Origin of the sequence: Cytobacillus citreus (assembly GCF_018343665.1) — a bacterium.
Lineage (GTDB): Bacteria > Bacillota > Bacilli > Bacillales > Cytobacillaceae > Cytobacillus > Cytobacillus citreus.
In genome coordinates this window covers 654,999-681,657 of the sequence record NZ_JAGYPM010000001.1, presented here as the reverse complement: position 1 = coordinate 681,657, position 26,659 = coordinate 654,999, and the positions used below count along the sequence as shown (strand labels likewise).

The 26,659-nt window shown below is 36.0% G+C and carries 24 protein-coding genes; all 24 read right to left on the bottom strand.

Going from position 1 to position 26,659, the window contains the following annotated elements; translation table 11 throughout:
• Window positions 1–11: 11 nt before the first annotated feature.
• The gene (locus KHA94_RS03440; RefSeq protein ID WP_082625184.1) at window positions 12–293 is read right to left on the bottom strand and encodes a DUF503 domain-containing protein; all 282 of its coding nucleotides are present in this window, start codon (window positions 291–293) and stop codon (window positions 12–14) included.
• Window positions 290–2,494 (bottom strand): translation initiation factor IF-2, encoded by a 2,205-nt coding sequence (gene infB / locus KHA94_RS03435; RefSeq protein WP_213100732.1) that lies wholly within the window; start codon window positions 2,492–2,494, stop codon window positions 290–292. The genes KHA94_RS03440 and infB overlap by 4 nt, the downstream gene beginning before the upstream one ends.
• Before the next feature lie 19 nt (window positions 2,495–2,513).
• Complete coding sequence (locus KHA94_RS03430) at window positions 2,514–2,816, bottom strand: YlxQ family RNA-binding protein (protein WP_213100731.1); 303 nt, start codon at window positions 2,814–2,816, stop codon at window positions 2,514–2,516.
• A complete protein-coding gene (rnpM, locus tag KHA94_RS03425; protein ID WP_213100730.1) occupies window positions 2,813–3,097 on the bottom strand; it encodes an RNase P modulator RnpM in 285 nt (94 codons plus the stop codon). The genes KHA94_RS03430 and rnpM overlap by 4 nt, the downstream gene beginning before the upstream one ends.
• Before the next feature lie 15 nt (window positions 3,098–3,112).
• Window positions 3,113–4,243, bottom strand: coding sequence for a transcription termination factor NusA (gene nusA / locus KHA94_RS03420; RefSeq protein WP_213100729.1), 1,131 nt, complete (start codon window positions 4,241–4,243; stop codon window positions 3,113–3,115).
• Window positions 4,244–4,313: 70 nt separating this feature from the next.
• Window positions 4,314–4,787, bottom strand: coding sequence for a ribosome maturation factor RimP (gene rimP, locus KHA94_RS03415; RefSeq protein WP_213101276.1), 474 nt, complete (start codon window positions 4,785–4,787; stop codon window positions 4,314–4,316).
• Between the two features lie 349 nt (window positions 4,788–5,136).
• Window positions 5,137–9,459, bottom strand: coding sequence for a PolC-type DNA polymerase III (locus tag KHA94_RS03410; protein WP_213100728.1), 4,323 nt, complete (start codon window positions 9,457–9,459; stop codon window positions 5,137–5,139).
• A 272-nt stretch (window positions 9,460–9,731) separates the two neighbouring features.
• On the bottom strand, window positions 9,732–11,435 hold the full coding sequence (locus tag KHA94_RS03405) for a proline--tRNA ligase (RefSeq protein ID WP_213100727.1): 1,704 nt from the start codon (window positions 11,433–11,435) through the stop codon (window positions 9,732–9,734).
• A 147-nt stretch (window positions 11,436–11,582) separates the two neighbouring features.
• Window positions 11,583–12,860, bottom strand: a complete 1,278-nt coding sequence (rseP, locus tag KHA94_RS03400; protein ID WP_213100726.1) for an RIP metalloprotease RseP — start codon at window positions 12,858–12,860, stop codon at window positions 11,583–11,585.
• A 292-nt stretch (window positions 12,861–13,152) separates the two neighbouring features.
• Window positions 13,153–14,295 carry a 1-deoxy-D-xylulose-5-phosphate reductoisomerase gene (locus tag KHA94_RS03395; RefSeq protein WP_213100725.1) on the bottom strand — a complete coding sequence of 381 codons (1,143 nt, stop codon included), beginning with the start codon at window positions 14,293–14,295 and terminating at the stop codon, window positions 13,153–13,155.
• A 66-nt stretch (window positions 14,296–14,361) separates the two neighbouring features.
• Window positions 14,362–15,150, bottom strand: a complete 789-nt coding sequence (locus KHA94_RS03390) for a phosphatidate cytidylyltransferase (protein WP_213100724.1) — start codon at window positions 15,148–15,150, stop codon at window positions 14,362–14,364.
• A 20-nt stretch (window positions 15,151–15,170) separates the two neighbouring features.
• Window positions 15,171–15,947 carry an isoprenyl transferase gene (locus tag KHA94_RS03385; RefSeq protein WP_213100723.1) on the bottom strand — a complete coding sequence of 259 codons (777 nt, stop codon included), beginning with the start codon at window positions 15,945–15,947 and terminating at the stop codon, window positions 15,171–15,173.
• A gap of 345 nt (window positions 15,948–16,292) precedes the next feature.
• The gene (gene frr, locus KHA94_RS03380) at window positions 16,293–16,850 is read right to left on the bottom strand and encodes a ribosome recycling factor (RefSeq protein ID WP_213100722.1); all 558 of its coding nucleotides are present in this window, start codon (window positions 16,848–16,850) and stop codon (window positions 16,293–16,295) included.
• Window positions 16,850–17,575, bottom strand: coding sequence for a UMP kinase (gene pyrH, locus KHA94_RS03375; protein WP_213100721.1), 726 nt, complete (start codon window positions 17,573–17,575; stop codon window positions 16,850–16,852). Before pyrH ends, frr begins: the two co-directional genes overlap by 1 nt.
• Before the next feature lie 179 nt (window positions 17,576–17,754).
• A complete protein-coding gene (gene tsf, locus KHA94_RS03370; RefSeq protein ID WP_213100720.1) occupies window positions 17,755–18,636 on the bottom strand; it encodes a translation elongation factor Ts in 882 nt (293 codons plus the stop codon).
• A 194-nt stretch (window positions 18,637–18,830) separates the two neighbouring features.
• A complete protein-coding gene (gene rpsB, locus KHA94_RS03365) occupies window positions 18,831–19,532 on the bottom strand; it encodes a 30S ribosomal protein S2 (RefSeq protein ID WP_213100719.1) in 702 nt (233 codons plus the stop codon).
• Window positions 19,533–19,678: 146 nt separating this feature from the next.
• Window positions 19,679–20,299: a hypothetical protein gene (locus KHA94_RS03360; RefSeq protein WP_213100718.1), complete on the bottom strand. Its 621-nt coding sequence runs from the start codon at window positions 20,297–20,299 to the stop codon at window positions 19,679–19,681.
• Window positions 20,300–20,308: 9 nt separating this feature from the next.
• Window positions 20,309–20,626, bottom strand: coding sequence for a hypothetical protein (locus tag KHA94_RS03355; RefSeq protein ID WP_213100717.1), 318 nt, complete (start codon window positions 20,624–20,626; stop codon window positions 20,309–20,311).
• Window positions 20,627–20,662: 36 nt separating this feature from the next.
• Window positions 20,663–22,018, bottom strand: a complete 1,356-nt coding sequence (locus KHA94_RS03350) for a DUF342 domain-containing protein (RefSeq protein ID WP_213100716.1) — start codon at window positions 22,016–22,018, stop codon at window positions 20,663–20,665.
• A 33-nt stretch (window positions 22,019–22,051) separates the two neighbouring features.
• Window positions 22,052–22,813 carry a FliA/WhiG family RNA polymerase sigma factor gene (locus KHA94_RS03345; protein WP_213100715.1) on the bottom strand — a complete coding sequence of 254 codons (762 nt, stop codon included), beginning with the start codon at window positions 22,811–22,813 and terminating at the stop codon, window positions 22,052–22,054.
• A 117-nt stretch (window positions 22,814–22,930) separates the two neighbouring features.
• Window positions 22,931–23,428: a chemotaxis protein CheD gene (locus tag KHA94_RS03340; RefSeq protein WP_213100714.1), complete on the bottom strand. Its 498-nt coding sequence runs from the start codon at window positions 23,426–23,428 to the stop codon at window positions 22,931–22,933.
• Window positions 23,421–24,062: a chemotaxis protein CheC gene (locus KHA94_RS03335; protein ID WP_213100713.1), complete on the bottom strand. Its 642-nt coding sequence runs from the start codon at window positions 24,060–24,062 to the stop codon at window positions 23,421–23,423. The genes KHA94_RS03340 and KHA94_RS03335 overlap by 8 nt, the downstream gene beginning before the upstream one ends.
• Window positions 24,063–24,066: 4 nt before the next feature.
• Window positions 24,067–24,537, bottom strand: coding sequence for a chemotaxis protein CheW (locus KHA94_RS03330; RefSeq protein WP_213100712.1), 471 nt, complete (start codon window positions 24,535–24,537; stop codon window positions 24,067–24,069).
• Between the two features lie 48 nt (window positions 24,538–24,585).
• On the bottom strand, window positions 24,586–26,646 hold the full coding sequence (locus tag KHA94_RS03325; RefSeq protein ID WP_213100711.1) for a chemotaxis protein CheA: 2,061 nt from the start codon (window positions 26,644–26,646) through the stop codon (window positions 24,586–24,588).
• Window positions 26,647–26,659 lie beyond the last annotated feature (13 nt).

Here is a 26,659-nt window from a genome sequence, read left to right as displayed (position 1 = left end):
TCACCCTTTTCTTAAAGCCACTCAATATCGGTAATAGTTCGTTCAATTTCTGGAAACGAATCAATTAATTTTAGGGCATTTTGTAATTCATGCTCTGTTGAAACTTTGGAGGCAGATACTGCAATGATGGCTATTTTCGTACGCTGCCATAAATCTTGAAAATCTACCTCTGCGACAGATACATTATATCTTTGCTTCAGACGAGACAATATTCTTTGCAATACAGCCCGTTTTTCTTTTAAAGAATTTGTGTCATAAATAATGCATTCACAAGCTGCTAAGCCAATAATCATTTGCGCTCAATTTCTTGCATAATATATGCCTCAATAACGTCTCCTTCTTTAACGTCATTGAAGTTTTTAATCGTGACACCACATTCATATCCTTGACTCACTTCCTTAGCATCATCTTTGAAGCGTTTCAATGCATCAATTTCTCCTTCAAAGATTACAATACCATCACGGATTAGACGGACTCCGCTGTCACGTGTAATTTTTCCATCCGTCACATATGAACCAGCAATTGTTCCTACTTTAGATACTTTAAAAGTTTGACGAACCTCTGCCTGACCAATAATCTTTTCTTCAAATTCTGGATCAAGCATTCCTTTCATCGCTAATTCTATCTCTTCAATAACTTTATAAATGATTCTATGAAGACGAATTTCAACGCCTTCCGCGTCAGCCGCACGCTTAGCATTATTATCAGGGCGGACATTAAATCCAATAACAATTGCATTAAACGCTGACGCAAGTGTTATATCAGATTCATTGATAGCCCCAGCACCTGTATGAAGAATTCTTACATTTACACCTTCAACATCAATTTTTTGCAATGCTGTTGTAAGTGCTTCTGCAGATCCTTGAACATCTGCCTTTACAACAATATTAAGATCTTTCATTTCACCTTGTTTCATATGTTCAAACAAGTTATCCAAGCTAACACGTTTTTTTTCATTGCGCTGTGCTTGTAATGCTTGCTGAGCACGAGCCTCTCCAATTTGACGAGCTGTTTTCTCATCAGGCAATACAGCGAAACGATCTCCTGCCTGAGGGACATCATTTAATCCTGTAATTTCGACTGGTGTTGATGGTCCAGCATGTTTAACTCGGCGACCAAGATCATTAACCATTGCTCGTACACGTCCATAAGTGTTCCCAACAACGATTGGGTCACCTACTTTTAAAGTTCCATTCTGAACTAATAAAGTTGCCACCGAACCACGGCCCTTATCTAACTGTGCTTCGATTACCGTTCCTACAGCATTGCGGTTAGGGTTTGCTTTATATTCCTCTACTTCACTAACCAGAAGGATCATTTCAAGTAGATTGTCAATACCCTCCCCTTTTAGCGCAGAAATTGGTACAAAAATAGTATCCCCGCCCCAAGCCTCAGGAACTAAACCGTATTCTGTTAATTCTTGCATAACTCGGTCAGGATTTGCAGCTTCTTTATCCATTTTATTAACTGCGACGATAATTGGTACTTCAGCTGCTTTTGCATGATTAATTGCTTCTACTGTTTGCGGCATTACACCGTCATCTGCTGCAACTACCAAGATTGTAATGTCGGTTACTTGTGCACCGCGGGCACGCATTGTCGTAAACGCAGCATGTCCTGGAGTGTCTAAAAATGTAATTTTTTTACCATTTTCTTCTACTTGATATGCCCCGATATGCTGTGTAATTCCGCCTGCTTCACCAGCAGTTACCTTTGTGTTTCGAATAGAGTCCAATGTTGTTGTTTTTCCATGGTCAACGTGACCCATTATCGTAACTACAGCAGGACGTTCTACTAATTCCGCATCACTGTCTTCAGTGAAATATACTTCTAAATCGGTTACGTCAATATGAACTTCTTCTTCAACTTCTACACCATAGTCACTTGCAATTAATTCAATCGCATCTTTGTCAAGTTCTTGATTGATCGTTGCCATAACTCCAAGCATAAATAACTTTTTAATAATCTCTGAAGGTTCACGTTGTATCTTTTTAGCAAGCTCCGCAACAGTTAAGGATTCGCTGAAAGTAATTTTTGCTGGTAGTTCTTTCACTTTTTTAGGAGCTTGTGCAGCCTGAGTTTGCTGGATTCTCCCTTTATTATTATTTTTGTTCTTATTGTTCTTATTGTTCTTATTTTTATTAAAAGTCTTGTTTTCTTGATTTTGTTTTTTACCTTCACCTTGTTTGTTAGAAGGTTTATTCATTTTATTATTAACTATAGCAGAATCCACATTATCAGAAGATGAATGGGCTTTTGGTTTTATTTGAGCTTGTTTAGAACTTTGTTGGTTCTGAACAGGCTGCTTATTTTGTTTTTGAGGTTGCTTTTCATCTTTCTTCCCGTAAAGACTGTCTAATTTTTGTATGGCCGATGCTTCTATTGTTGTCATATGATTGGAAACCTCTATATTCATGTCTTTTAATTTTATAATAACGTCTTTACTAGATACATTATGTTTCTTTGCATATTCGTAAACGCGTATTTTACTCACACTTTCACCCCCGCTGGAATTAATCGAGCAACGACTTCAGTTTTTTTGCAAATCCATCATCTAAAACAGCCACAACAACCCGAGCATCTTTTCCTATAGCATGACCAAGCAATTCTCGATTTTCAACAAGCTTATAAGGAACTTCATAGGATTTACATTTATTTGTCACTTTTTTTGTCGTGTTAACAGAAGCGTCCGCTGATAACAATATGAGCTTCGCTTTACCGTTTCTTATTTCTTTGATAGTTAGCTCTTCACCCGAAGTAATTTTTCGTGCCCGATTCGCTAAGCCAAGCAATGACATCCATTGATTATCGTTCATTTGGATTGTCGTTTCTCCTTCTCTATGAGCTCAATTAGCTCTTCATAAATAGAATCATCTATTGAAACATCTAAATGGTTGGCTAAAATATTTTTCTTTTTTGCTAGCATTACTGCTTCCTTTTCTTTAGAAAGGTATGCGCCTCGACCAGATTTTTTTCCTGTTAGGTCAACCGACACTTCCCCTTCCTTAGAGCGAACGATGCGAACGAGTTCTTTTTTCGGTCTCATTTCACCGGTTGCAACACATTTACGCATTGGAACTTTTTTACGATTGTTCACGATCATTCACCTCTATTAATCCATATCATCTTGCAAATCAAGTTGATCTTCATCTTCAAGCTCATTATTTTCAAAATTCAACAATGTTTCCTCACGTGGATACATTCCGATTTCACGAGCTTCTGACTCCGATTTTATGTCAATTTTCCAACCGGTTAATTTAGCTGCTAATCTTGCGTTTTGCCCACGCTTTCCGATTGCCAAGGAAAGCTGATAATCAGGAACAACAACTGTAGTAGCTTTATCATTTTCATTCACAATGACATCAAGAACCTTAGAGGGACTTAAAGCATTGGCAACGAAAATAATTGGGTCTGGAGACCATTTTACAATATCGATCTTTTCACCTTTCAATTCATTCACGACTGCTTGAACACGAGTTCCTTTAGGTCCAACACATGAACCTACCGGATCGACTTCTTCATTATCAGAATGAACGGAAATTTTCGAACGATCTCCCGCTTCACGAGCAACCGATTTAATTTCTACTGTACCATCGTATATTTCTGGAACTTCGATTTCAAATAATCTTTTTAGTAGGCCAGGGTGAGTTCTTGAAACAAAAATTTGTGGTCCTTTTGTTGTTTTCTCAACCTTTGTAATAAAAACTTTAATCCTGTCATGAGGTTTATACTGCTCGTTCGGCATTTGTTCATTAGCAGGTAGAATGGCTTCAATCTTTCCAAGACTGACATAGATGAACTTGGAATCCTGACGCTGTACTATCCCTGTCATAATGTCTTCTTCACGGTCGATAAATTCAGAATAAATAATTCCTCTTTCTGCTTCTCGGACGCGTTGTGTTACGACCTGTTTTGCAGTTTGTGCTGCAATACGTCCAAAATCCTTAGGTGTAACTTCTAATTCCACAATGTCTTCAATTTGATAGTTCGGATTCATTCTTTGTGCATCTTCAACTGAAATTTCCAGTCTAGTATCAAATACTTCATCCACCACTTCTTTTCGTGCAAAAACTCTCATTGTACCGCTTCCAAGATTCAAATCAATGCGAACATTTTGAGCTTGATTAAAATTCCTGCGGTATGCGGAAACCAACGCTGCCTCTATCGCATCAATTATGACATCTCTTGAAATACCTTTTTCTTTTTCCAACAAAACTAGAGCATCCAACAATTCGCTGCTCATGAGATACTAATCCCCCTTTAATAGAAAAGCGCAAAGCGCCAATATCTTTATAAAATACTAATTATCATATTTATGAAAAAACCACTGCTAAACGTGCATTAGCCACTTTTTCATAAGGAATATCAATACTTTTCTTTCTCGTTTTTATTTTGATTTCAACTGTGGCAGTTTGGCCATCAAACTTTGTTAATATCCCTTCGAAGGTTTTTACACCGTCAATTGGCTCATATGTTTTAATAAAAACATTTTTACCTAATGCCTTTTCAAAATCCTTACCATTTTTAAGAGGGCGTTCAGCTCCAGGCGATGAAACTTCTAAGAAATAATTGTAAGGAATCGGATCAGCCTCATCAAGCTTGTCACTTAATTTCTCACTGACTTGCCCACACTCCTCAATATCAACACCTGTTTCCTTATCGATGAATACGCGAAGAAACCAATCTTTTCCTTCCTTTACATATTCAATGTCAACTAATTCTAATTTAAGCTCATCTAAAATTGGAGTGACTAATTTTTCTACTGTTTCAGTCACTTTGCTCATAATATCCCTCCTTTAGCTTCCTACTTAAGTTCGATTAGACGGGTAAAATTGTAAATTAATTGTATGATTGAAAATTTAGCGTACACAACACGAAAGAGTGGGTTGCCCCACTCTTCTTTTCGAGAGTTATCGTTAGTATTTCCACTAAAACTATACCATAACCATATTTTTAATGCAAATGGAAAAGCTTCCAATACATGGATTTCGGAATGCTTAGATAGTTTATTTATAAGAACCCAAATTGAAAAGTCTTGGCGTACAGCAAGTCCTTCAAACGAATGTTAGATTCTCTTATGCGAGTTTCTTAGCAGATAGTTAACCAATATTTCAATTTCTCTTTAGCACGTCATTCCTAAAAAAGAGAAAGCTGGTTTTGTTCAGGAAGTGATTCTAAGCATCCATGATTATCCAAATACTCAATGATTGTCTTAGATAATTTTCCTCTTTGCTGAAGATCTTCTTTGGACAAAAACTCTCCTTCTTCCCTAGCTTTAACTATATTTAAAGCAGCGTTCGTTCCAAGACCAGGAATTGAATTAAAAGGAGGAATAAGTGATTTTCCATCAATGATAAACTCGTTGGCGCTAGAGCGATATAAATCTACCTTCTTAAAGCTAAAGCCACGTTCTATCATTTCAAGTGCAAGCTCCATCACGGTTAAAAGATTTTTTTCCTTTGTAGAAGCATCTAAACCCTTTGCATTTATTTCTTCTATAACTGAACGAATGGATTGAGACCCTCTTACCATTGCACCAATATCGAAATCCTCAGCGCGAACAGAGAAATATGCTGCGTAATACAAGAGAGGATGATGAACTTTAAAATATGCAATCCTTACCGCCATCAACACATAGGCAGAAGCGTGCGCTTTAGGGAACATATATTTGATTTTTTTACAAGAATCAATATACCATTCTGGAACACTATTTTTTCTCATTTCTTCTTCCATCTCGTCTGTTAATCCTTTACCCTTACGGACTGATTCCATAATTTTAAAAGCGAATGCAGGTTCCAGCCCTTGGTAGATTAAATAGACCATTATATCATCACGACACCCGATTACTTCACTTAATGTACATATTTTATTGTGAATGAGCTCTTGAGCATTTCCAAGCCATACATCTGTTCCATGGGACAATCCTGATATTTGAACGAGTTCTGAAAAAGTTGTCGGCTTCGTATCTTCTAACATTTGCCTTACAAATCTTGTTCCAAACTCTGGAATACCAAGTGTTCCTGTTTTACACATAATTTGCTCTTCCGATACACCAAGAGATTCTGTACCGCTAAATATTTTCATTACTTCCGGATCATCTGTAGGTATTGTTTTTGGATCAATCCCGCTTAAATCTTGAAGCATACGTATAACAGTCGGATCATCATGGCCAAGAATATCGAGCTTTAATAGGTTATCATGGATGGAATGGAAATCAAAATGGGTCGTCTTCCATTCTGAATTTTTATCGTCTGCTGGAAATTGAATTGGTGAGAAATCATAAATATCCATATAATCAGGCACAACGATTATTCCTCCAGGATGCTGTCCTGTGGTCCTTTTAACTCCGGTACAGCCTGAGGCAAGCCGCTCAACTTCGGCACCTCTTAATTGAAGATTATTATCTTGTTGATAGGCTTTCACATAACCGAATGCTGTTTTATCCGCAACAGTACCAATTGTACCTGCACGGTATACATAATCTTCTCCGAATAACACTTTCGTATAATTATGGGCACGAGGCTGATATTCACCAGAGAAGTTCAAATCAATATCAGGCACTTTATCTCCCTTGAACCCCAAAAAGGTCTCAAAGGGAATATCTTGTCCATCTTTTTTATATTTAGCTCCGCACCTAGGACAATCTTTGTCAGGGAGGTCAAAACCCGAGCCAACTGAGCCATCATTAAAGAATTCAGAATGCTTGCAGTCTGGGCAAACATAATGCGGAGGAAGAGGGTTTACTTCTGTGATTTCCGTCATGGTTGCAACTAAGGACGAACCAACTGAGCCCCGAGAACCTACAAGATAGCCATCATCTAATGATTTTTTTACAAGTTTATGAGATATAAGATAGATAACGGCAAATCCATGCCCGATGATACTTTTTAATTCTTTTTCCAGACGAGCTTCAACAATTTCTGGCAGGTTATCTCCATAAATTCGTCTTGCCATTGAATAGCTCATATTGCGCATTTCATCATCTGCGCCTTCAATTTTCGGCGTATAGAGATCGTCTTTAATTGGCTTAATTACATCTATCATTTCAGCAATTTTATTCGTATTCTCTACAACAATTTGTTTTGCCTTATCTTTTCCTAGGAATGAAAATAATTCAAGCATTTCATTAGTTGTACGGAAATGAACATCTGGAAGCCGATGTCGATTTAACGGGTTCGCTCCACCTTGAGAGCTTATAAGAATTTGCCGATAAACTTTATCATTAGGCTCTAAATAATGAACATTTCCAGTCGCAGCAACCGGCAGCTCCAGCTTTTCACCAAGTTTTACAATATTACTAATGATTTCCTCAAGCGCCTTCTCATTTTTTACTAGCTCAAGTTCAATTAAATGTGCATAAACCTCTTTGGGATGAACCTCCAAATAGTCATAAAATGCGGCAATTTCTTCAACTTCTTCTGGCGACTTTTGCATCATTCCCTCAAATACTTCACCTTTATCACAACCTGAGCCTACTAGGATTCCTTCACGATGTTTTTGAAGCTGAGATCTAGGTATACGCGGGACACGATAAAAATAATTCATATGGGAAATGGACACAAGTTTAAAAAGATTTTTTAAGCCAACTTCAGTTTGAGCAAGCAATGTGCAATGTGATGGCCTTGCTCTTTGATAAGCATTTCCTTCCCCCATATGATCATTGAATTGATCGTGATATTCAATTTCTTTCTCGGCTGAATCCTTAAGCATTTTTAGTAAGAGATAGCCTGTTGCTTCGGCGTCATATATGGCTCTATGATGCTGTGTTAGTTCAACATCAAATTTCTTCGCCAATGTATTTAATCGATGATTTTTCATGTTTGGATATAGGAATCTAGCTAGCTCTAATGTATCGATGACTGGATTTTCTGCCTTTCCAAGGCCGATTTTTTTGTAACCAACATTTAAAAAACCCATATCGAAAGAAGCGTTATGAGCAACTAGGATTGCATCATTCGTCCAGTTATAAAACTTTTTTAATACTTCATCTACCTCTGGTGCATTTTCCACAAGATCATCCGTAATTCCGGTTAAGTTTATGGTTGTTGCTGAGAGGGGATGGTGCGGATTAGCAAATGATTCAAAACGATCAATTATCTCTCCGTTTTGAATTTTTACCGCAGCAAGCTCAATGATCGTATCATAGACAGCAGATAAACCGGTTGTCTCGACGTCAAAAACGACATAAGTATCATCCGTTAACTTTCGATGAGAACTGTTATATGCGATTGGGACACCATCATCTACTAAATTTACTTCAACACCGTATAATATTTTTATATCATTCTTCTTTCCTGCACCAAATGCTTCAGGAAAGGACTGTACATTTGCATGGTCAGTAACAGCTATCGCCTTATGGCCCCATTTCTTCGCCTGTCCTATAAGAGTGCTTACAGATGTGACTGCATCCATTTGACTCATCGGAGTGTGAAGATGAAGTTCTACTCTTTTTTCATCCTCTGGTGCAGTATCTTTTCTTGTGTTTGGTTTAATCTCGTTAATATCATTTCCAATCATAACAAGATCACGGACAAATGTGTCGTTTTGAATGCTGCCGCGCACTTTTAGCCACATTCCTTTTTGAACTTGTTGAAACAATGCGGCATCTTCCTTATCACGAGAAAACATTTTGACAAGAATTGAACTTGTGTAATCCGTTATCTTAAAGGTTAAAAGTGTTCTTCCACTACGAAGCTCTTTTGTTTCGGCTGCAAATACATATCCTTCAATGGCTACTCTTCGTTCTTCATCAACTATATCAATCAGCTTTCTGTAATCAGCATCATCTTTAATTGTTAATCCAATCAGAAGAGGGCCATGAGCAGGTGCAGCATCGCCAGAAGCAGATTCCGCTTCTTTCTTTTGCATGTCTATCAATGCTTGGAGACCGCGTTCTTGATCCTCCCTTTGTTTCGCTTCTAAAAATCTTTGATACTCTTCACTTGATGCTTCAGTAGAAATTTCCGTATCAATTACTAATGCAGGAAAACCAAATGTCTCAAAAATACTTGAAATAATTCCAGCATATTTTCTTTTAATAGAGAGGCCTTCAGTGTCATTTCTCACATTAATAATAAGCTTGTTTCCTTGTACAGCAGGAATTTGCTCATTTAACAACTTAATAAGCGGAGGAGCCATTCCTTCCATTTCCTGAATGCAATATTGCCAATATCCTAATATCAAATGATCATTGAAAAATTGATTCCTTACTTCAATCGAAAAAGCAATCTTTGCTATATGAGAAAAGGATTGCTCTAATTTCTTTGTAAACAAGATAAAAATATCAAATGGCAAAATATGATCAAAACTGAAAAAGAAATGCCACTTTTTAGCGCGCTTTTCAATCACTACTTTATTGATTTCAGCTTGCTGTAAATGCTGCACGATTGTATCCTCCGTAAGCTGCAGCTGTTGGAGCAAGAGTTGGAATCGCTCTTTTTTTGCATGGGCTTCCTCCATCAATCTCTCTCCCATCCATAAATATTATATTTTGATTCATCTAAACACATATACAGACGAAAACTATTATAACATGAACTCTTAATTATGGTTTTTTTATAATTGCTTTGGAAAATAATTTTAATAAGGAAACTTTGGTTTATCAAGTCTTTCTCTAGTATACTTTTTCCTTTTCAGATAATTAAGTAAAATATTTATATTTTACTTAACATACTTATAAACTTACCTTTTTTACCAAAATAAAAGGATCCCTTAAAAGGAATCCGAATTATTTAAAGGGATGTTAAAATATTTGAAATCGTATCAGCTAATTGTTCTTTATAAACTTCCTGCACTTCACCAGTTTTACGTACCTTTACTTCAACTATACCTTCTGAAGCTTTCTTTCCAACAGTTATGCGAACTGGCAATCCAATGAGATCAGCATCTGCAAATTTTACTCCAGGTCTTTCCTGACGATCATCCATTAATAAATCGTAGCCTGCTTCTTTTAATCGTGAATAAAGCTCCTCTGCAAGCGCTGACTGATCATCATCCTTCATATTCACTGCAATTAAATGTAGATCAAACGGAGCAATATTCACAGGCCAAACAATTCCGTTTTCATCATGATATTGCTCAACGATTGAGGCCATCGTACGAGAAACCCCGATTCCGTAGCACCCCATAATCATAGGCTGGTTTCTTCCATTTTCATCTAAATAAGTTGCTCCCATAGCTTCACTATACCTTGTTCCTAATTTAAATACATGCCCCACTTCAATCCCTTTTGCAAATAGGATTGTTCCATTTCCATCAGGTGATAGATCTCCTTCTTGAATGAAACGCAGGTCTGTATATTGACTGACTTGAAAATCTCGAATTGGATTTACATTCTTATAATGATAATCCTCTTCATTTGCACCACACACAGCACTCGTTATGTTTTCAATTGCATTGTCTGCTACTATATCAACATTTGAAATTCCTACTGGTCCAAGTGATCCTATAGTACAGCCAAGGATTTCCTTCGTTTCATCTGCACTAGCTAGCTCTGCATTTGCTGCTCCAAATAAATTCTTTAATTTTATGTCATTAACTTCATGATCACCGCGAACTAAAACTAATACATATTTATCATCCACTTTAAATAGTAAAGATTTAATACATTGCTCTGCAGAAACATGAAGGAAGGATGAAACTTCTTCAATCGTTTTTTTATTTTCTGTTTTAACCTTTTCTAATTCCTCTATTTTTTCGCTGGTTTTTTCATACTTCGTAATGACTGGAGCCATTTCGATATTTGCAGCATAGTTGGAAGAATCGGAATAGGCAATTGTATCTTCACCTACTTCTGATAAAACCATAAATTCATGAGTATCTTTCCCACCCATTGCGCCTGAATCAGCTATGACTGCCCTAAAGTTTAAACCACAACGAGAAAAAATATTTATGTATGCTTGGTACATTTTTTCATATATATCATCAAGGCTTTTTTGAGTAGAATGAAAGGAATAAGCATCTTTCATTATAAATTCGCGTCCGCGTAATATACCAAAGCGCGGGCGCTTTTCATCTCGAAACTTTGTTTGGATTTGATAGAGTGTGATTGGTAATTTCTTGTATGTTTTTATTTCATCACGCACTAAGCTTGTAATCACTTCTTCATGGGTAGCTCCTAAGGCAAAATCTCTTGAGTGGCGATCTTTCAATCTCATCAACTCAGGACCATACGAATACCAGCGTCCTGACTCTTGCCATAGCTCTGCAGCCTGCATAGCTGGCATTAGCAATTCCACACCCCCCGCAAGGTCCATTTCTTCACGTACAATTGCTTCAATTTTACGCAGAACTTTATGTGCAAGTGGCAGATAGCTATAGATCCCGCTTGCATTTTGCCGGATAAATCCTGCTCTTAATAGTAATTGATGGCTCTTAATGTCTGCGTCTGCAGGATTTTCCTTTATTGTTGGAATTAAAATCTTACTTTGTTTCATCTTTACACCTCTATGTATATAATTCATGTATCGAAAACCAAAAATAAAGGGTCATTCTCTTATTAATAAATTAAGCGAGAAAAACGGCGCTTCATATCTTAAAAAGAGAATGTGACCCTTTATATTATTAATTGATATTTTTCTTTTTTAAAGGAAAAATCTTTGAATATCATTCCAAGTTACAACAAGCATTAATAGCATTAATAATGCAAAGCCGATAAAATGAACCATACCCTCTTTATGACGGTCTATTGGTTTTCCTCTAACTGCTTCAACTGCAAAAAACATGAGTCTCCCGCCATCTAATGCCGGTATCGGAAGCAAGTTCATTATTCCTAGATTTAGACTCAATATTCCAGCCCATTTCATTAAATAGAAAATACCTGATTTTGCAACGGTATCAGTTGACACATATATACCAACTGGTCCTGATAAGGCATCGATTGAAAATTGACCAGTCACCAATTTTCCAACCATAATAAAAATTTCCTTTGTCCAATTATAAGTTTCAATTGCCCCATTAGTTATTGCTTTAAGGGGTGATTTCTCATAAGGACTATAAACACCAATAATTCCTATTTTTTCAACTTTTCCTTTTTCACCTTCAACCTCCTGAACTTTTGGTGTAACTGGTATTGACATTTCTTTTCCATTTCTTTCAAGGATGAAGTTGAGCTCTTTATTAGGGTTTTTGCGAATGATCTCTACGACATCAGACCAGCTTGAAGTTTCTGCCCCATTGACGCTATGGATGATATCCCCTTGCTTTAAGCCCGCTTCAATAGCAGCACCATCAGGAGTTAATTTCCCAAGCTCAGGAGCATTTGACGGAATTCCTTGTAATAATCCAATTATGACAAATATAACAAACGCAAGTATAAAATTCATCATTGGTCCAGCAAAAATAGCCATTGCTCTTTGACCAAGTGTTTTTGAAGCAAATTGTCGATCATATGGTGCAATTAATGTTTCAGTTCCATCCTCAATAAGAACAGCACTTGGACTAATTGAGAAGGACTGAAGCTTTTCATCATTTTCACCTTCAACATATCCTTTTAGAATCAAATCATGCTCAATGTCTGCATGTTCTACCTCAATTACACGCGCATCTGGATACTTATCTTTTTGATTCAAGATGATTTTATTTACTTGTTCATTCTCATTAAATAATAAACCAACTCTAAATCCTGGTTTTATTTCTACAACCTCTGGATCTTCTCCAGCCATTCGGACAAATCCGCCAATTGGTAAAAGTCTAATCGTATAGACTGTTTCTCCTTTTTTATGCGAAAAAACCTTCGGACCAAATCCAATCGCAAATTCACGGCAAAGAATACCGGCTCTTTTTGCAAATACAAAATGGCCTAATTCATGAAAAAATACAAGTGCCCCAAATATGATTATGAAGGCTATGACTGTACTCAATATTTAACCACCTTTTTTAAAAGATAAAGTTTTATCTTTTTGAGTTAGAAGATTCCGCTAGAAATGCGTCTAGAGAGCTCGCTTACTAAGAACGTAACCGTCCTACCGTACATCGGCTCTAGTACGTCCAAAACGTCAGAGCTCATAAGCCAAACCGACAAGAAGATTAAAGGACAACCTTTTTGCCAGTTTGACTTATGTTTCGTCCCTAAGTACTAAGGAAAACTCCTTAGAATAATCATCGTAGGTAACGATCAGTACTTTGATTGTTCCGAAGGCGCTCCCTCTTTTCTTATAGAAGTGAGTTAATATATTTTCTCGTTTCCTTATCTACTTCCTGTATTTCAGTGAATCCAGGATTTTTGATATTTTTGTGAATACTTAATGCTCTCTCTATAAGATCTTCTATTTGCAGGAAAGTAGTTTTACCTTCTAAGAAGGCAGCAACAGCTGCTTCATTGGCAGCGTTTAGTACAGTAGGCATTGTTCCACCTTCCTTACCTGCTTCATATGCAAACCACAAGCAACGGAAGCGGTTCATGTCCATTTTTTGAAAATGAAGATTCCCTATCTCTGATAAGCTCAGACGATTTGCCGTTGGCAGTGGCAATCTGTCTGGATAGGTTAATGCATATTGGATAGGTACTCTCATATCTGGCGTACCTAGCTGAGCAATGATGCTACTGTCATGGAATTCAATCATTGAGTGAATAATACTTTCCTTATGCAATAATACATCAATTTTGTCATAATCCATAGAAAAAAGCCAATGAGCTTCAATAACTTCTAAACCTTTATTCATCATTGTTGCTGAATCGATTGTAATTTTTGCTCCCATAGACCAATTAGGGTGGTTAAGTGCTTCTTTAACCGTTACATTTTCTAACTCTTGACGAGTCCGATCTCGAAAACTCCCGCCTGAGGCAGTCAAAATTAACTTTTCAATATTCTTATGCTGCTCTCCTTGCAATGCCTGAAAAATAGCGGAATGCTCGCTATCCACTGGGAGTAATGATACTTCATTCCTCTTCGCTTCTTCCATTACAAGATGACCTGCTGTCACAAGCGTTTCTTTATTCGCAATGGCTATCGTTTTTCTTTCTTTAATTGCTTGCAAAGTTGGAGTAAGCCCCACACTTCCACTTACTGCATTAACGAGAATTTGCGCTTTATGGTAAGCTGCTACTTCTATTAACCCTTCTTGTCCATATGTAAAAGTGATATCCGGAAATTCTGCTTCAAGAGCTTTTGCCGCTGATCTTTCTAAAGTCGATACCAGATCTGGATTGAATTCCTTGATAATTTTCCTTGTTAGATCAATATTTCTGCCAACCGATAAGGCGATAAGACGAAATTCGCCAGGATGTTCCCTTATTATATCTAGAGTCTGGGTTCCAATTGAACCAGTTGCGCCCATTAAACTAATATACTTCATTAAACTCAACTCCTGCCTGAAAAAAGCAATGCACGAAAACAATAAGCTTTTTGATTGTCTATTGACTTATAATAAATTAATAAAATGTAATAATGGCCATACGAATAATAAACTATCAAAACGATCTAATATCCCGCCATGGCCAGGTAAAATATTTCCTGAATCTTTTACTTCATAATGGCGCTTTAAAGCCGATTCAACCAAATCCCCAATTTGTCCAAAAACGGACAGAACAATTGTTGCAATGGATAATTTTAAGAAGGTTGCATCAATATCCGAAAATACAACAAATAATATGGCCACAATTATGGCGCAAACGACTCCGCCTATTGAACCTTCAATTGTTTTATTTGGACTTATTTCTGGCCAAAGCTTCTTTTTCCCGATAGCTCGGCCAATAAAATAAGCTCCAGAATCAGTTGCCCAAATAATAAAAAGTGAATAGAAAATATAAACTAGTCCTGATTCACGTGTCTCAATAAAATAATAGAAGCCTATTCCGACATATAAAGTTGCAAGTATGGAAAATGCCACATCATCAAAATTGAATCGATTTTTTGTTACCACTGTATAAGTCAAAAAAAGCAGTACCGCAATAAGAACAAATTCAATTTTCGTAAACCTTAAAGTCTCGAGTACATCTTGAAATTGTACAGGCAATAGAATAACCCATAATAACAATAATGATATGAGCCCAGGTATAGAAAAGAGACTGAGCTTTCGCATTTTTAATACTTCATATAGTGCAATAGAACCCAATAAATAAGCGAGAATAATAACTGACATTCCCCCATATATAACTACGGGTAAGAAAATTGCACCGAATATTATAGCTGTAATAATTCTTTGCTTCATCTAGGATTTCAACACCTTTTTTACACTCCTCCAAAACGTCTTTGGCGATTTTGGAATACCTCTATTGCTTCAATAAAGTGATCTTCACTAAAATCAGGCCATAGTACATCTGTAAACCAAAATTCAGTATATGCTAGCTGCCAAAGCATAAAGTTGCTTAATCGAATTTCACCGCTTGTACGGATTAATAAATCAGGATCAGTTAGATCCTTTGTCATTAAATACTTTGAAAAATTTTCTTCATTCAGCTCATTTTCGTTCATTATACCATTATTACAATCTTTCAAGAAACGCTTAACCCCATCGATAATTTCTGCCCTACTACCATAATTTAGTGCAAAGTTCAAAATTAATCCATTATTATCCTTCGTATCCTCCATTGCTTTTTCAATTGCATTCCTAGTGTGAGTAGGAAGCATTTCTTTATACCCAATCATTTGAACCTGGACATTTTCCTCTACCAGTTCAGGGAGGAATGTTCCAAGAAATTCCTCAGGAAGTTTCATTAGAAAATCCACTTCCATCTTGGGCCTTTTCCAATTCTCTGTTGAAAAAGCATAAAGAGTTAAAGTTTTGATACCAAGTTCATTAGCCAATTTCGTAATTTTTCGAACTACCTTCATTCCTTCATGATGCCCAGCTACTCTTGGGAGGGCTCTTTTTCTTGCCCATCTACCATTGCCATCCATAATAATCGCTATATGGGAAGGAACTTGGAGCTCTTTAATTTTCAAAATTCTATCTTGAAGATCAGATAAGCTATTTTGATTCCTCCATTGTTTCATTTTATTTAACATAAGACAGCTCCTTTAAGATAGGTTAACTTACCTCCGACAAGAAAAGCAATAAAGCTTCTGATAGTTAACATGTATGATAAATTTCAACTACTGATAGAAAATAATTTTTTCATTTTCGCATGGTATTATCATACCAAAAAAAATAAAAGTTATCTCTATAAAAAGAGTATGTATGGCAGATGAAATTAAGAATATGCTTTAAAGTCAATTATTAATTCTAAAGTAAAATTTATTTAATTTCTATTAAAGATTGAAAAAACCCCCTAATGATAGAGGGTCACATTTATAAATCGTTCATATCAAAAGTAGTGCGCGAGTTAACATAGTTATAACAAATAATCTCAATTACACTTCAAGGACTTCTTTTTCTTTATCTTTTGTAATTGAATCGATTTTTGCAATTTGCTCATCAGTAAGTTTTTGAATATCCTCAGAGTATCCACGCAAATCATCTTCTGTGATGTCGCCATTTTTCTCAAGTTTTTTTAAATCATCATTAGCATCACGACGGATGTTACGAACTGCAATTTTTGCTTCTTCTGATTCTTTTTTTACTTGTTTTACAAGCTCTTTACGTCGCTCTTCTGTCAGCTGTGGAATTGAAAGTCTGATAATACTTCCATCATTAGAAGGAGTTAAGCCAATATCTGATTTAAGAATTGCTTTTTCAATATCACCAAGAATTGATTTATCATATGGCTGAATGACAAGAAGACGTGCTTCTGGAACAGAAATTCCTGCTACCTGGTTAACAGGTGTTGGTGCACCATAATAGTCTACCGTAATTCTATCAAGTAAAGATGCATTAGCTCTACCCGCACGAATTGAAGCTAGTTCACGTGTATAAGCTGAAATTGCTTTTGTCATTCTTTCCTTAGTATTAGCAATAACTTGCTTTGGCATTATTTTTTCCCCCTCACAATTGTTCCAATTTTTTCACCCATAACTGCTCGATTAATGTTTCCTTGTTCCATTATCGAGAAAACAATTAACGGAATATTATTATCCATGCATAAAGATGATGCTGTTGAATCCATAACTGCTAAACCTTCTTTTAATACATCGAGATAAGACAGTTCTTCATATTTTTTGGCATTTTTATCTAAGCGCGGGTCTGCGGAATATACTCCATCTACATTGTTTTTCGCCATCAAAATAACTTCAGCTTCAATTTCAGCTGCACGCAGAGCAGCGGTAGTATCAGTTGAAAAATATGGGTTGCCAGTACCAGCAGCAAAAATGACTACTCTTTTTTTCTCTAAATGGCGAATCGCCTTTCTTCGAATATATGGTTCTGCAACTTGTCTCATTTCTATTGATGTTTGCACTCTAGTCTCTACACCTAGCTGTTCAAGACTATCTTGAAGAGCTAAAGAGTTCATCACAGTGGCGAGCATCCCCATATAATCTGCATTTGCTCTGTCCATGCCCATTTCTTCACCGATTTTTCCGCGCCAAATATTTCCACCACCAACAACTACAGCAACCTCTACCCCTAATTGAGCTAAATCTTTAACTTGTGATGCTACTGATTTAATAACGGCAGGGTTTATTCCAAAGCCTTGTTCTCCTGCTAAAGCTTCTCCACTCAATTTTAAGACTACGCGTTTGTATTTTGGGTTGCTCATAAAGACCTCCATATGTAATCTAGAAAGCCCAAGCACCTCGCTAAACCCTAAGTTATAACTTGGATAGGGTTAGATGCTCGTGCTACACTTCTATTGAATCTAATTTAATCCTTGAAAAACAGGGAACACTAAGTGTTCCCTGGAGTTATAGCTTTTCTCACTTTATTACAAATACGTTATTATTTTTTAACTTGGCTCATAACTTCTTCAGCGAAATTGTCTTCACGCTTTTCTATACCTTCTCCAACTTCAAAGCGAACAAACTCGCGAATTTTTCCACCTTTTGATTCAACAAATTTGCCAACTTTTTGATCTGGATTTTTAACAAATGCTTGATCATTTACACAAACATCTTCAAAATATTTGCTTATACGGCCTTCAACCATTTTCGCAACGATATTTTCAGGCTTGCCTTCATTTAGAGCCTGTTGTGTTAATACTTGGCGCTCACGCTCTACTTCTTCTTGTGAAACTTGGTCACGAGATACATATTTAGGGTTAAGAGCAGCAATATGCATTGATACATCTTTAGCTGCATCTCCATCAGTTGTACCTTCAAGAACTGTTAACACGCTAATACGTCCGCCCATATGCAAGTATGCACCAAAAGCATCGCTATCATTTTTTGTTTTGATTTCAAAACGACGAAGAGTAAGCTTTTCTCCGATTTTTGCAATCGCTGAATTGATGTGAGTTTCGACAGTTGCACCATTTGCCATTGTTTGTCCATTAGCTTCTTCTACAGATGCAGGCTTGTTTGCAAGTAGATGATCAGCTAATTCTTTAACAAGAACTTGGAAACCTTCGTTTTTTGCAACGAAATCTGTTTCAGAGTTCACTTCAAGAATAACAGCTTCATTTCCTTCAACCTTAATAGTTGTTAGTCCTTCAGCTGCAATACGGTCTCCCTTTTTAGCAGCCTTAGCGATACCTTTTTCACGAAGGAAGTCGATAGCTTTTTCCATATCACCATCTGTTTCTTGTAGTGCCTTTTTACAATCCATCATACCAGCGCCAGTTTTTTCACGAAGTTCTTTAACCATTTGAGCAGTAATTGCCATTATGAAATCCTCCTTATTATCCATTATGTATTTATATTTTTGCCTATTAAATATACTTACAAACAAGATACTATTTTTTTCTTAAAACCAATTCTTAAAAAAAGGTGATAAAGGATGCTCCTCTTATCACCTTCTTTATTGAGAAAAATTATTTTAGAAACGGTCAGCTTAGCGCTTCCGCTTTTCTATTAATATTAAGCAGTTGTTACTTCTTCACCTTGTTTTGCTTCAAGGATAGCATCAGCCATTTTACCTGTTAATAGTTTAACAGCACGAATAGCATCATCGTTTGCTGGAATTACAACATCAATTTCATCCGGATCACAGTTTGTATCTACAATACCTACAATTGGAATGTTTAATTTATGTGCTTCTGCAACAGCAATACGCTCTTTGCGTGGGTCAATGATAAACAAAGCGTCTGGAAGAGTCTTCATATCTTTGATTCCGCCTAAGAATTTTTCTAAGCGCTCTTGCTCTTTTTTCAATTGAACAACTTCTTTTTTAGGAAGCACTTCGAAAGTACCATCTTCTTCCATTCTTTCAATGTCTTTAAGACGTGCGATACGCTTTTGGATTGTTTCAAAGTTTGTTAAAGTACCACCTAACCAGCGTTGGTTCACATAGTACATACCTGAACGAATCGCTTCTTCCTTAACAGAATCTTGAGCTTGTTTTTTAGTACCAACGAAAAGGATTGTACCGCCGTTACCAGCAAGCTCCTTCACGAAGTTATAAGCTTCTTCAACCTTTTTAACTGTTTTTTGAAGATCGATAATATAGATGCCGTTACGCTCTGTGAAAATATATTTTTTCATTTTAGGGTTCCAACGGCGAGTTTGGTGACCAAAGTGTACACCAGCTTCAAGTAATTGCTTCATTGAGATTACTGACATTGTTTATTCCTCCTAATGGTTTGATTTCCTCCGCTTAAATCATTTCTAATCGGGAACTGATCATTTTCAGCACCATCCGACTAAATCAATAAGCGTGTGTATTAACACCATTTGTTAATATAGCATAATTCTATTGAGCAATCAAGTTATTCCTCATTTTTTTGATTAAATTTAAGTAATAATGCTATTTCTGTTTTACCTTTATTTAATTTTTTTGCAATAGATTCTTCAGAATGCCCTTGTTCTTTTAAGTGAAAAATCTGACTTAGCAATGATTGCTCTTGGAAATCATTGCTGCTATTATTGTTGATCAATTTTCCTACTTCTTTATTTGTGTTCATTTCATATGAAGGCAGCTCAACAGTTTGATCTAACAAAGGGGAATTTTCATGTTCATGTCTTAAAATAGAGGTTTTAGCATTTTGCTTATATGCGTTAGCAGCGCTATATACAGAAGCTTTTCCAATCCTGGTTTGTAAACTATTTTGATCGCTATTTATTTCTTCGTTTTTATTACTTTTGTTTATTTCGGTCAACGATGAATGCGTGGATTGTAAATCAATCTTATTTAACCTTTTAATAAAGTCCTCATTGTCTTCCTTCATTTGTACTAAATAGGCCGAGATGACCTCTTCCATTTCTAAAAACATTTTTTCTTGTTTTTTTTCTACTTCTAAAATCCGATTTTGTCGAAGAAATAATATGATAATAGCAAATAATGCTAATATATTTAGAAAAATACTTAACAAAATTAAAAATGTGGTCATAAAATCCCTCTATCCGCTGTAGTCAATAAGATTACCTTTATAAGGGTGTGTCTCTTTTTTCTTTAATATTGTCTTATTTTTATTTTCTTGATGATTGTCGTTCTCTCTAGAATTTTCATCATTTTTTCTATTATCATTAGAAAGATTTACTTTTTCTTTTTGTTCTTGTTTCGTGACAGTATTTCTATTCTGTATTTCTTCCTTTTGTATGCGCTCAGCTGCAAAATCATTCATGTTTTGTCCCCGTTGCTGCAGTTGCTCCTGGATTTTGCCTACTTCCACTGTTCGTGGTAAAGCGACCTGCATTTCAATAGACTTCAGACTCATAACACTCACCTATTTCTTATAAACTCATGGACAAATCTACCATATTGGTTCTGATACTATTTCTCCATTTAAGAAAAAAAATTTTGCAGCTGAATGCTTTTGCTGTATTTGCATTGCATATTTTCCAAAGTGCAACGTCGTATTAGGATGGATTATTTCATAAATATAAATGGTGGATTTAATTTTTTCGTTTCTTTCTTCTATATGCTCAAGTTCATCATTTATTTTAGTAAGCTGCTCATTGATATGATATTTAGTAGATCTTTGTTTTGAGATGATCGTTCTTTGCTCAGTGGAAAGTTTTCCAGTCTTTTTTTCGATTTCTTGTAGCTTTTGCTCTATACTTGATAATTTTTTGAAGCTCTCATTTAATTTAGACTTTTCCGCCTGAAGCTCACGCTCTCTTTCATCTAATGAAGAATCAATAGTAGCCTGCAAGTCTGTTTTAGTATATAAATGGTTTCCAACTTCCTTTACATGAATATCATTTGTAGCTATTAAAATCCCACCAATGACAAGTGCATTTTTGCATTGAATAGAATTACCTGCTTGTACATTGCTATGCAATATATAGTTACTGATAATGATATCTTGTCCAGCTTGCAGAAACGATTGATTAATATATGCTGCCTGAATATTACCTCCGGCAGTTAAAAAGGCTTTATTGCCGCCAGTCACTCCTCCTGAAACAATAATGTTTCCTTCAGCTTTAATCGTTACTCCTTCGACTAAACCATAAATTGAAACATCGCCACCAGCTTTAATTTCGTAACCGCTTGGAACATTACCCCGAATGATAACATTCCCTATAAATTCAATATTCCCAGTCTTTAAATCTAAATCACCATTAACTTCAAAAATTGGATTTACTGATATCATTTTGTTTGTTAAGCTTAACTGCCCCTCTGAGGTAGAATAAAAGCTTGTGCCATTTAAAATAACATTTTTCCCGGGACGGATTTTTATTGGTTTTCCGTTTTTGGAAGCAATCCTATTTTCAAATACATCGGTCCCATCGCTTCCCGGAGTCGGTGGGACAATCGTAGCAAGAATTTGACCGCTAGAGACAGATGGAATTTCTAATACTTTTCGAAAATTAAATTTCTCTCTACTTTCACTCTTATCATGATGGACTTCATTAAGAAGATATGCATCTGCTCCATCTTTATGAGGAATACCTTCGGCGATAATTACTGGGTAATTTATGGATTGTGGATCCTCGCAGATTTTACTTATCATGACTTCGTTTATACCATAAATTATTTTTTCTTGAGAAAGAAAAGTAATGATATCATTTTTTTCTATGGTAAAGTCATTTTCTAGTTTGAGAATCAAGTCTAATTTTGCTATTAATCGATCCTTGGAAATAATTATTCGATAATGCTCCTCCATTTATATTCCCCTTTTCAAGTAATAATCACTTTATTAAAAAACCTTTTTCAAAGCATTCCTCAATTTTAAAATGGCCTTTGAATGAATTTGAGAAATTCTAGATGTCGAAAGATTCATTACTTGTCCAATCTCCGTTAAGGTTAATTCTTCACTATAAAATAAACTGATTACAAGCTTCTCTTTTTCATTTAAATATGTAATCGTTTCCACCAATTCTCGGATCATTTCATCCTTTACAATTTTTTCATCAGGAATGTCTGCCCGATCATCTTTAATAATATGAGATTGACCCTCTTTTTCATCCTGGTCATTAAGTTTTTCATCTATTGATAAAATATTAGCGAAGAAATGTTCATTTATGACAGTCTGGACCTCTTCTTCGCTCATATTAAGCTCAATCGAAATCTCCTGGATACTGGCATTTCGCATCAGACGCTGCTCAAGCTTTTCAATGGCTGCATCTATTCTTTTTGCCTTCTCTCTCGTATTACGGGGCAGCCAATCCTCTTTTCTTAAACCATCTAGTATAGCACCACGAATTCGGAAGGAAGCATATGTATCAAATTTCAGATCACGGTTTGGATCAAATTTTTCCAGGGCATCATATAAACCCATCATTCCAAGGCTTCGTAAATCATCACGTGACACATTTTTTGGAAGGCCTACAGAAATCCGTTGAACATGATAACTTACAAGAGGCATATATTTTCTTACTAGAAAATCTCCTGCTTGAGCATCACGCAAGTTAACCCAATTTTGCCAATATGTTTGTTCCTCTGTCATTTGAAGCGACATATCCACCCTCCTCAATCATTACCTAATCAATAAATGAACTTCACGATCTAAAATACATTATTTTCCAAAACATAGATTAAAATGGAAAAACAGCCCTCTCATCTTGAAAGAAGCTAATTAAATTTCCCGCACTCCCTTATTAACTGTACGAATGTGCAAAAGACAAGTTTGTGGATCAAATTCTATCGTTCGGCCGCTATTCCCACCGACATCCTCCGCGACAATGCTAATTTTTAATGCTGTTAACTCAGTTTTTACAGCTTCTACATTCCTTGGACCAATGCGCATAATATCACTGCCTGAAGAAAAATGGAACATTTGTGCCCCGCCTGCAATTTTGGCTTTTAAGGAATAGGCTCTTGCACCTTTATGTATTAACTTTGATACAAGATCCTTTAAAGCTGTATCTGCATACTTTGCAATATTCAACGATCCAGCTTTAGCAAGTGTAGAATCAGGTAGCATGATATGAGCAAGTCCTGCTATTTCCTTCGATTGATCAAAAATAACCACTCCAACACATGATCCTAGTCCAGAAGTCCGAATAATATCTGGTGTTTTTACGATATTCATATCTGCTATTCCAACTTTAATAATATTTTTGCATTCAATCATTTTGTGGAACTCCCAATGATGTAAAAATCGTTTCAAACGATTCTGGATCAGGCAGTAAGAAAAAATGCCCTTTTACGGATTCTAAATCTATTCCTTCATCATCAGTTAAAGCTGTATCAATGACGATTGCATAATCACTAACTTGTGATAATTCTATCAATCCAAAGCTAATAATAGCACCTGCCATGTCAATACTTAGAGCTGGTACAGAAGGATATAATGATAAATTAGTAAAATCAGATAATGAAGACAAATATGAACCAGATAAAATATTGCCAAGTTCCTGAAATGCTGATATGCCTATTTCATTATATGGTGGCAATTCAAGACTGAAACTTTCATCACCAATCATTTCTTGAATGAAATGAGTTGCTTGTTCAACAGGTAAAACAAAGAACATATTTCCAGGTGCATCTCCTTCAATTCTTAGAAATACACCTGCAACAACATTATCTGCTCCACCCATCATATTCATCATTTCATCAAACGAAACGACACGGACGTCAGGAACTTTCATATCAATTTTTTTATTCAGCAATTTTGAAAGAGCAGTAGCCGCATGTCCGGCTCCGATATTACCTATCTCTTTCAAAATATCTAAATGCATGGATGAAATATGCTTAATAAAACTCATTTGATTATCCTTCAATCCCTTGTAAACTTGATCGTTCTTCAATCTTTAATATCTTCTCAAGATCAATTAGGATTAATAATCTTTTTCCGACCTTTGCAACGCCATTAATATATTCTGCTTCTTTTACTCCAACAACCTCTGGAGGAGGCTCGATGGAATTAACAGGAATATCAATCACATCATTTGCCAAATCTACTATAAAGCCAACTTCTAATTCATTTAAACCAACAATAATAACCCGGGTGCTGTCAGAATAACTAGATTCCTCCAGTCCAAATCTACTGCGAAGATCAATTATAGGTGTAATAACTCCTCGAAGATTTAAAACCCCTTTAACAAATTTATCAGTATGAGGTACCCTCGTAATATGTTCGACCTTTTCAATAGATCGAACTTGGTTTACAGGAATAGCATATTCTTTCGTATTAAGCTGAAAAACTATTAATTTAATTTCAGAGGCAATGGCTTCAGTCATTTCTGATTCACTCCTACATACATTATCATTACAATGATTAAGGTTTGTTTATTTAATTAAGGCATTACAATCAACGATTAATGCTACTTGGCCATCACCAAGTATAGTTGCACCTGAAATAGCAAATACATTCGTTAAATAATTTCCTAATGATTTTAAAACAACTTCCTGTTGTCCGATAAAAGAGTCAACCACAAGCCCTGCCATTTTGTCACCTTTTCTAACGATCACAACAGAATAGAATTCATCCTCTTCTTCAAAAACTGGAACATCGAAAATTTCTTTTAGGAATAATAATGGAACAACTTTCCCTCTAAAATCAATGACTCTTTGATTATGGGCATTTAAAATATCTGATTTTTTAACAATTGCTGTCTCGATAATCGAAGAAAGTGGAATAGCGTATTTTTCTTTTTGTATTTCTGTAAGCATTACGGAAATAATCGATAATGTCAGCGGTAATTGAATAGAAAAAATCGAGCCATTTCCATGAGTAGAATCAATAGTTATGGATCCACCCAATGATTCAATTGTACTCTTAACAACATCAAGCCCAACACCACGTCCAGATACATCCGAAATCTTCTCCGCAGTGGAGAAACCAGAAGCAAGAATTAATTCAAACACTTGCTTATCACTCATAGATGCAGCAGACTGCTCCGTAACAATTCCATTTTTAATTGCTTTTGCTAACACTTTTTCTCTACTTATTCCAGCACCATCATCTTCTATTTCAATAAATACATGGTTTCCGCTATGATAAGCCTTTAATATAACAGTACCTTCTTCGCTTTTTCCGTTTGCTTTTCTAATTTCAGGAGTTTCAATTCCATGATCCAATGCATTTCTGATTAAATGTACTAATGGATCTCCGATTTCATCTATTACCGTCCTGTCAAGTTCTGTTTCCGCTCCTATTATTTCAAGGTTTATCTGCTTATTTAAATCACGCGCTAACTGGCGTACCATGCGTGGGAATCGATTAAATACTGTTTCAACAGGTACCATTCTCATATTTAAAATAATATTTTGTAAATCACCAGATACTCTTGTCATGCGTTCCACAGTTTCATGAAGCTCTTGATTATTTAAATCACGGGAAATTTGTTCAAGACGGCCTCGGTCTATAACTAATTCTTCGAATAAATTCATTAAAATATCAAGTCTATCAATATTTACCCTAATAGTCTTGCTGCTTTGTTTCGAAGAAGATGAGGAGGTTGCAGCCTTTTTCTCCTCCAGCTTCTTAGACTCACTATTTTCTTGAATTTCCTTTTCAGGAATATGTACATTATTAGGTAGCTTATCTTCGATAGGTTCATTTTCAGATTGCCGAAGATCTTCCATCGTTAGCAGATTTACCTCTACGCTATCAACCTCAGAAACCTTCATTACCTTCTTTTGAATATCATCCTTAATTTCCTTTGAGATAACGGTAACTGTAAATTCACGATCAAATTGTTCCTCCTCCAATTGCTCCACGGAAGGGGTAGATTTAATGACTTCTCCAACTTTTTCTAGAATTTCGAAAACCATAAATACTCTTGCTGCTTTTAATAAGCAATCTTCCCTTAATGAAACGGTTATTTCGTATGTTTCGAAACCTTGTTCTTTTGACTGTTGGAGGACTGTTAGTTCAAATTCGTCATAAACACTTTTGATATTCTTCTGAACTGGATCAGCGATGGTAGCTGCTACCTCTGATTTGGCTGATGTTTGGCTAGGGTTCTCCCCTTTTTCAATTAATAATAGTTTTTCGACGACATCTGATACATCTCTTTTCCCATCGCCACCTTCTGCAATAGACTGAACCATTGCTTCTAAATCATCAACAGCTAGGAAAACAACATCCAGAATTTCAGGATTAAATTTAATTTTGTGATTACGAATTGCATCAAGAACATTTTCCATTTGATGTGTAAGCTTAGCGAGGTCTTCATAACCCATTGTTGCAGACATTCCTTTTAACGTATGGGCTGAACGAAAAATTTCATTTACAATGGTAAAATCCTCTGGATTCTTCTCCAACTCTAAAAGCTGCTCATTACATGCTTGTAAATGTTCTTTGCTTTCTTCAATAAATACTTCTAAATATTGGTTCATATCCATTAGCCCTGCACCC

What these genes read in the sequence shown, in the direction of transcription:
- KHA94_RS03340 (WP_213100714.1), bottom strand. Translation starts at nt 23,428, where the DNA reads ATGATTGAATGCAAAAATATTATTAAAGTTGGAATAGCAGATATGAAT.
- KHA94_RS03430 (WP_213100731.1), bottom strand. Translation starts at nt 2,816, where the DNA reads ATGAACGATAATCAATGGATGTCATTGCTTGGCTTAGCGAATCGGGCA.
- KHA94_RS03390 (WP_213100724.1), bottom strand. Translation starts at nt 15,150, where the DNA reads ATGAAGCAAAGAATTATTACAGCTATAATATTCGGTGCAATTTTCTTA.
- KHA94_RS03355 (WP_213100717.1), bottom strand. Translation starts at nt 20,626, where the DNA reads ATGAGTCTGAAGTCTATTGAAATGCAGGTCGCTTTACCACGAACAGTG.
- KHA94_RS03330 (WP_213100712.1), bottom strand. Translation starts at nt 24,537, where the DNA reads ATGACTGAAGCCATTGCCTCTGAAATTAAATTAATAGTTTTTCAGCTT.
- pyrH (WP_213100721.1), bottom strand. Translation starts at nt 17,575, where the DNA reads ATGAGCAACCCAAAATACAAACGCGTAGTCTTAAAATTGAGTGGAGAA.
- KHA94_RS03325 (WP_213100711.1), bottom strand. Translation starts at nt 26,646, where the DNA reads ATGGATATGAACCAATATTTAGAAGTATTTATTGAAGAAAGCAAAGAA.
- KHA94_RS03345 (WP_213100715.1), bottom strand. Translation starts at nt 22,813, where the DNA reads ATGTCGCTTCAAATGACAGAGGAACAAACATATTGGCAAAATTGGGTT.
- rpsB (WP_213100719.1), bottom strand. Translation starts at nt 19,532, where the DNA reads ATGTCAGTAATCTCAATGAAGCAATTACTTGAAGCTGGTGTACACTTT.
- KHA94_RS03350 (WP_213100716.1), bottom strand. Translation starts at nt 22,018, where the DNA reads ATGGAGGAGCATTATCGAATAATTATTTCCAAGGATCGATTAATAGCA.
- KHA94_RS03395 (WP_213100725.1), bottom strand. Translation starts at nt 14,295, where the DNA reads ATGAAGTATATTAGTTTAATGGGCGCAACTGGTTCAATTGGAACCCAG.
- KHA94_RS03405 (WP_213100727.1), bottom strand. Translation starts at nt 11,435, where the DNA reads ATGAAACAAAGTAAGATTTTAATTCCAACAATAAAGGAAAATCCTGCA.
- KHA94_RS03385 (WP_213100723.1), bottom strand. Translation starts at nt 15,947, where the DNA reads ATGTTAAATAAAATGAAACAATGGAGGAATCAAAATAGCTTATCTGAT.
- KHA94_RS03440 (WP_082625184.1), bottom strand. Translation starts at nt 293, where the DNA reads ATGATTATTGGCTTAGCAGCTTGTGAATGCATTATTTATGACACAAAT.
- tsf (WP_213100720.1), bottom strand. Translation starts at nt 18,636, where the DNA reads ATGGCAATTACTGCTCAAATGGTTAAAGAACTTCGTGAAAAAACTGGC.
- KHA94_RS03360 (WP_213100718.1), bottom strand. Translation starts at nt 20,299, where the DNA reads ATGACCACATTTTTAATTTTGTTAAGTATTTTTCTAAATATATTAGCA.
- nusA (WP_213100729.1), bottom strand. Translation starts at nt 4,243, where the DNA reads ATGAGCAGCGAATTGTTGGATGCTCTAGTTTTGTTGGAAAAAGAAAAA.
- KHA94_RS03410 (WP_213100728.1), bottom strand. Translation starts at nt 9,459, where the DNA reads ATGGAGGAAGCCCATGCAAAAAAAGAGCGATTCCAACTCTTGCTCCAA.
- KHA94_RS03335 (WP_213100713.1), bottom strand. Translation starts at nt 24,062, where the DNA reads ATGAGTTTTATTAAGCATATTTCATCCATGCATTTAGATATTTTGAAA.
- frr (WP_213100722.1), bottom strand. Translation starts at nt 16,850, where the DNA reads ATGCCAAAGCAAGTTATTGCTAATACTAAGGAAAGAATGACAAAAGCA.